Source organism: Cohnella sp. GCM10027633 (genome assembly GCF_042675445.1).
In the GTDB taxonomy this organism is placed as follows: Bacteria; Bacillota; Bacilli; order Paenibacillales; family Paenibacillaceae; genus Cohnella.
The window spans coordinates 1-1,924 of the sequence record NZ_JBHTGV010000032.1; the positions used below are offsets into that span (position 1 = coordinate 1).

Genomic DNA, 1,924 nt, shown 5'->3' on the forward strand with positions numbered 1-1,924 from the left:
AAGGGGCTGTCCCAAAAGGACTCGCTCACAGTAAAAAACGGTTCACATCGCGTCTAGATGGACAAAAACAGGAGGTACAAGGGATTATCCTTGTGCCTCCTGTTCACGTTTTCGGTCTATGGACGCCTTCTTAAGCAAATTATGGGCAAGTGAAAGCCAACCGACTTCCAGGCTCACCTTCGGCAAACCGCGAAGCAGAAATCTCCGGAATCCCCGGTTGTTCTTCATTTGTCCGAACACGCTCTCCGGTTCAATCATTCGTCTAATCGCTAACGCGTATCCTTCCTCGCTTCGGAGTTTCTCTCGCACCTGCTCTTTGTAACGCATGTACCTCATACTGACGCTGACTTCCCGATTCCCTGCGGACTTTGTACATATAGACTTGAGCGGGCATCCCTCGCAACTTAGGCTCCTGTAATGCCGCTTGCGAACTTCGAACCCGCTATCCGTCTTCTCCGTGCTTTCGTAGCGAAAGACGAGCTTTCGACCAGAAGCGCATGTCCAGCTGTCTTCGGCTTCGTCGTACTGCCAGTTGTCGATCTTACTGATGTCTCTTTGCCACGCCTTTGATTTCTCTTTGTGATACGTTCCGTACTTGACCACAGCCTCGAGATTTTCACTCTCGAGGTAGGCATAGTTCTCTTCGCCGCCGTATCCAGCATCCGCGATGACCGTTCCCGGCAGCTTCCCGAGCGCCTTCTTTACCTTCTCTAAGTGCGGTTTTAAGCAACGGGTGTCGGTAGGGCGCTGATGCAGGCTGTAGCCGACGATGAACTGCTCTTCCGTTCCGATCTGCACGTTGTAGCCGGGCTTGAGCTGCCCATTGCGCATATGATCTTCTTTCATTCGCATGAACGTCGCGTCCGGATCTGTCTTGCTGAAGCTGTTGCGCTCGCCGAGAATCTTCCGCTGCGCTTCGTACTTCTGCAGACGAGGCAAGAGGTCTTTGCGAAGCATGCGTACGGTCTTCTTAAGGGGTTTGTCCTTCGGGTTTTCTTTCAGCTTGGCCTCGAGATTGGCAATAGCCTTCGCCAGCTTCTCGCTCGTCACCTGCGTGGCTTCACCTAACTCTGCGAGATCTTCTCCAGCATGTGCGCGTTCTTCCTCACGCTCGGACGCGTCGATGGCGGCGAACAAGGTCTGAACCTTCTCTTGTAGCTTCTCCTGCTGCTTCACGACCGCCCTTCCCCAGACGAATGTGTAGCGATTGGCATTGGCCTCGATTTTGGTGCCGTCGACGAAGTAATGCTCCAACTTCACATACTTCTCGTCTACAAGAAACTGAAGAACAGCCGTGAATACCGACTCCAGAACGGGTTTCATCCGCTCGGAGCGAAAGCGGTTAATGGTGCGGAAGTCCGGCCGTTGTCTGCCGGCGATCCACATGAACATGACGTTCTCGCGGACAGCCTTGGCGATTTGGCGAGAAGTGTAGATGCGCTGCGTGTAGGCGTAGATGAGCACTTTGGTCAGCATTTTGGGATGGTAGCTATCTCTGCCACCGCCAGGGTAAGCGGAGGCAAAGATACTGTCGTCCAAACGGTTAACCGCCGAGTTCACGACGCGGACGAGGTGGTTTTGAGGGATATCTTCCTCGAGGTCCATTGGCAGGCAGAGTTGGTCCATGGTATATTGGATGTACAAAGAAATCGCTCCTTTGGTATGAATGGTTGCTCGACACTTCCATTTTACCAAGGAACGATTTCTTTTTGCTTTACTTCGATGAAAAAAGAAGGACATCTATCTCCTGGAGAGCGAAGCGGCTGCTTCTTACGGTCGTGAAATCCCCGATTACCGGGGTTCCCATTCAAATTTCACGACCGTAACGGCAGCGTAAGGAGATAGATGTCCGACCACACTAACATCGAAAAAACAGGGACTGTCCCTTAGTCATTTAAATAATGACTTTTGGGACAGCCCCTTC

General features: G+C 52.2%; 1 protein-coding gene. It reads right to left on the minus strand.

Annotated elements, in window-relative coordinates; all coding sequences use genetic code 11:
• Nucleotides 1–84 precede the first annotated feature (84 nt).
• Nucleotides 85–1,644, minus strand: coding sequence for an IS1182 family transposase (locus ACFQZG_RS27520; protein ID WP_378157949.1), 1,560 nt, complete (start codon nt 1,642–1,644; stop codon nt 85–87).
• Nucleotides 1,645–1,924: the final 280 nt, after the last annotated feature.